General features: G+C 72.4%; 4 protein-coding genes. 2 read left to right on the top strand and 2 right to left on the bottom strand.

Annotation, left to right across the window (positions count from 1 at the left end; translation table 11 throughout):
* Positions 1-40 precede the first annotated feature (40 nt).
* A complete protein-coding gene (locus AB0H87_RS39860; RefSeq protein WP_360158408.1) occupies positions 41-1387 on the bottom strand; it encodes an ABC transporter ATP-binding protein in 1347 nt (448 codons plus the stop codon).
* Positions 1388-1489: 102 nt separating this feature from the next.
* On the opposite strand from AB0H87_RS39860, the gene AB0H87_RS39855 reads away from it, so the two are divergent.
* Together AB0H87_RS39855 and AB0H87_RS39850 are read left to right on the top strand one after the other, a co-directional pair.
* Complete coding sequence (locus AB0H87_RS39855) at positions 1490-2260, top strand: peptidoglycan DD-metalloendopeptidase family protein (RefSeq protein WP_360158405.1); 771 nt, start codon at positions 1490-1492, stop codon at positions 2258-2260.
* Positions 2261-2344: 84 nt separating this feature from the next.
* Positions 2345-2578, top strand: coding sequence for a hypothetical protein (locus AB0H87_RS39850; RefSeq protein WP_360158402.1), 234 nt, complete (start codon positions 2345-2347; stop codon positions 2576-2578).
* 113 nt (positions 2579-2691) lie between these two features.
* Here the strand turns inward: AB0H87_RS39850 and AB0H87_RS39845 are convergent.
* Positions 2692-3327 (bottom strand): acetylxylan esterase (locus AB0H87_RS39845; RefSeq protein ID WP_360158399.1); only part of this gene is annotated, 636 nt, incomplete at its 5' end.

Here is a 3327-nt window from a genome sequence, read left to right as displayed (position 1 = left end):
GCGCACACGATACTGGGTATGCAGGTATTCGGATAGACCGCTATGCGGTGATCACCCGGACCCCGGCGGCGTGGACGCCGGTGGCGACATCGTCGGCCACGCCGCGGGACAGCGTCGCCCGCAGCGGGCCGGCGAACAGGTAGGCGTCGTGGTCGCCGACCAGGATCCGCCGGCGCACGTCCGGCAGCGGAACCGCGCTGATCGGCACGTCGCCCCAGGTCACGTCGCTGGGGGCGAAGCGGGCCAGCCGGTCCGCGAGCGCGGTCGCGGTGGCCGGGTCGTCGGCGGCGACCGCGACCAGGCGGCCGGCCGGCACGGTCAGGCCGCTGGCCGGGTCGTGCAGGTCGGCCGGGCCGGTCGGCGCGCTCGCGGGCGGGTCGGCGGCGTGCTCGTCAGGCTCGACCCGGAGCAGCGCGATGATCCGGCGGGCGGCGACCCGGCCACGGATCACGTCGTGCGCGCTGCCGAGCAGCATCCAGCACGGGGTGGTGAGCATCGCGACGTAGCCGTACACGCCGACCATCTCACCGATCGTGATCTGGCCGGCGGCGGCCATCCGCGCCGCGAGCCAGACGACGAGCGCGAGGAAGAACGCCGGGATTGCGATGGCCAGCCCCTCGATCCAGCTGTTCACCGCGGCCACCCGGTAGCCCTCGGTGCGCAGCTTGGCCGACTGCCGGTCGTAGCGGTCCGCGAACAGCCCCCGCCCACCGACGCCGGCGAGCACCCGCAGGCCGGCGACGATGTCGGCGGCGCGCGCGGTCAGCGCACCCTGCCGGCGGCGGTAGTCGGTCTCCACCCGCTCCAGGCGGCGCAGCAGCGGCGAGATCACCGTGACCACGCCGGGCACGCCGACGAGCACGAGCACCGCGAGCAGCGGGTCGGTGGCCCACAGCACGACGGCGACCACGGCGTACGCGATCACCGCACCGATGCCCGGGCCCATGAACGTGAGGACGTGCGAGACGTAGCTGATGTCGCGGCCGCTGACGGTGGCGACCTCGCCCGCGTCGAGCCGGCGGGGCAGTGCGGCTCCGGTGCGCGCGAGATGGCGCAGGGTGACCTCGGCCGAGCGGGCCGTGGCGTCCTCGCGTACGAACGTCATCGTGCGGTGCCGCATGATGCCGAGCCAGGCCATCAGCAGCCCGGACACCACGATGGCACCGACCCAGGCCAGCAGCGCCGGTGTGTCGTGGGCGCGCAGGCCGTCGTCGACGGCGCGGGAGACGAGGTACGGACGCACGGCGAGGCCGACCATCCAGAGGGTGCCGAACAGGGCACCGCGCAGGATCCGCCACGGCTGGCTGCGGGTCAGCCACCAGATGTAGCGGAACGGTCCCCGTGTGTCGGGCACCCCGGGATCGGCATGGGGGATCTGCGGGGGCACGAGGTTCAACCTACCTTTGCCCGCTGTTCCGCCTCACGCAGATTTCTGCCAGGATCATATCCAAGCATTGAAGTATTTCTTCATATGACTGGAGGTCCGTGTATGAAGCACCGGTGGTGGCGCCTGCTCGGCGCCGCGTGCGTGGCGTTCCTGCTGCTGCCGTCCGCGCCCGCCCTCGCGGCGCCGACGTTCAAGGTGCCGTTCCCCTGCGGGCAGGCGTGGTCGGGACAGACCCGCACCGACCACAGCCCGGCCAACGCCGTCGACTTCAACCGCACCAACGACGACGGCGACCCGGTCGTGGCCAGCGCGCCGGGCACGGTCGACGTGGTCACCAACCTGGGCAACACCAGCTACGGCCGGTACGTCCGGATCAACCACGGTGGCGGATACACCAGCTACTACGCCCACCTGAGCGGGTTCAACGTGTCGGTCGGGCAGTCGGTGGGCTACGGCTCGGTGATCGGCTACGTCGGCACGAGCGGCAACTCGACGGGCCCGCACCTGCACTACGAGCAGCGCCTCAACGGCTCGGCGGTGCAGGTCCGCTTCAACGGCGCGCTGGCGCTGTACTGGGGCACGCGGACCTACACGAGCGACAACGGCTGCGCCGGCGGCACGGGCACCGGGACCGTGAACACCGCGGGCTCGCCGCTGACCGTCCGGTCCGGCCCTGGCACGTCGTACGCCTCGGTGGGCACGGTCGCCGACGGCGCCCGGGTGACGATCCAGTGCCAGACCAACGGCACGTCGGTGTCCGGCACGTACGGCACGAGCACCATCTGGGACCGGATCGGCTCTGGCCGCTTCATCTCGGACGCCTACGTCTACACGGGCTACGACGGCTTCATCCCGGGCGTACCCCGCTGCTGACCGCCCGTCGCGTCGCGGAGGGGACCTCCGTCGGTCCCCTCCGTGACAGCCGGCGTTACCGTCAGGAGAAGGCGGGAGGCCGACATGGACGGTGTGACGATCGCCCTGGTCGTGGCGGCGGTGCTGGTGGTGGGCGCCGTGGGCGTGTTACTCCGGCGCCGGCGGTCGGCGCGCCGGGCTGCCGCGGATCCGCTGGCCGCCGGCCGGGACGCCATTTGCGGCATGGTGCGCCACCAGCAGCAACAGGCCAAGGGGAGCATCCGCGGCCACGGTCTCGGCCAGAACAGCGGCTTCACCGACCCCGGCACCGGGTTCTGACCGGCGACCGGTGACTAGGCCAGGCGCGCGGGGACCACGGCCCGATAGAGGCCGCGGCCCGTGGAACTCCTCGAGCACGCCGCCCCGGACAGCTGCGGGGCAGGCTATCCAGATCAGGCAAACAGCTCGCGCAGCACCCGGATCGTGCGGATCGCGTCCTCGACGCCACCTCCGTCGTGGTCGTTGTAGGGCCAGACGGTGATGTCGTGCGGGCCGGCCCAGACGTTGTGTGCGGCGTACACAGTGGATGGTGGGCAGATCGGGTCCATCAGCGCGACCGAGAACGAGCCGCGGCAGGAGGCCCGGCGGGCGAACGACGTGCCGTCGAAGTAGGCCAGCGTCGCGAACGCCCGCGCGGTCTTCGTCCGGTGGGTGGCGCACCAGCGCACGATCTCGGCGTACGGGTTGGCGTCGGTGATCTCGGTCGCCCGCTTGAACGCCGACAGGAACGGCACGTGCGGGATCGCCGCGGCGATGTCGGCGCGCAGGCCGGCCACCGCGACCGACAGGGCGCCGCCCTGGCTGCGGCCGGTGACCGCGATCCGGCTCGCGTCGACGTCGGGGTGCGCCGCGGCGGCCTCGACCGCCCGGTACGCGTCGACGTAGAGCCGGCGGTAGTAGTAGTCGTGCGGGTCCAGGATGCCCCGGGTGACGTAGCCCGGCACGGCATGACACCCGACAAGTTCAACCAGCGCGCGTGGGAGGCCGGGCTCGTCGACGGCAAGGCGTACGCGATCCCGATCGACACC

Origin of the sequence: Asanoa sp. NPDC050611 (genome assembly GCF_040654855.1) — a bacterium.
GTDB lineage: Bacteria > Actinomycetota > Actinomycetes > Mycobacteriales > Micromonosporaceae > Asanoa.
The sequence above is the reverse complement of the archived record's forward strand: the minus strand, read 5'-3'. Positions and strand labels throughout refer to the sequence as shown.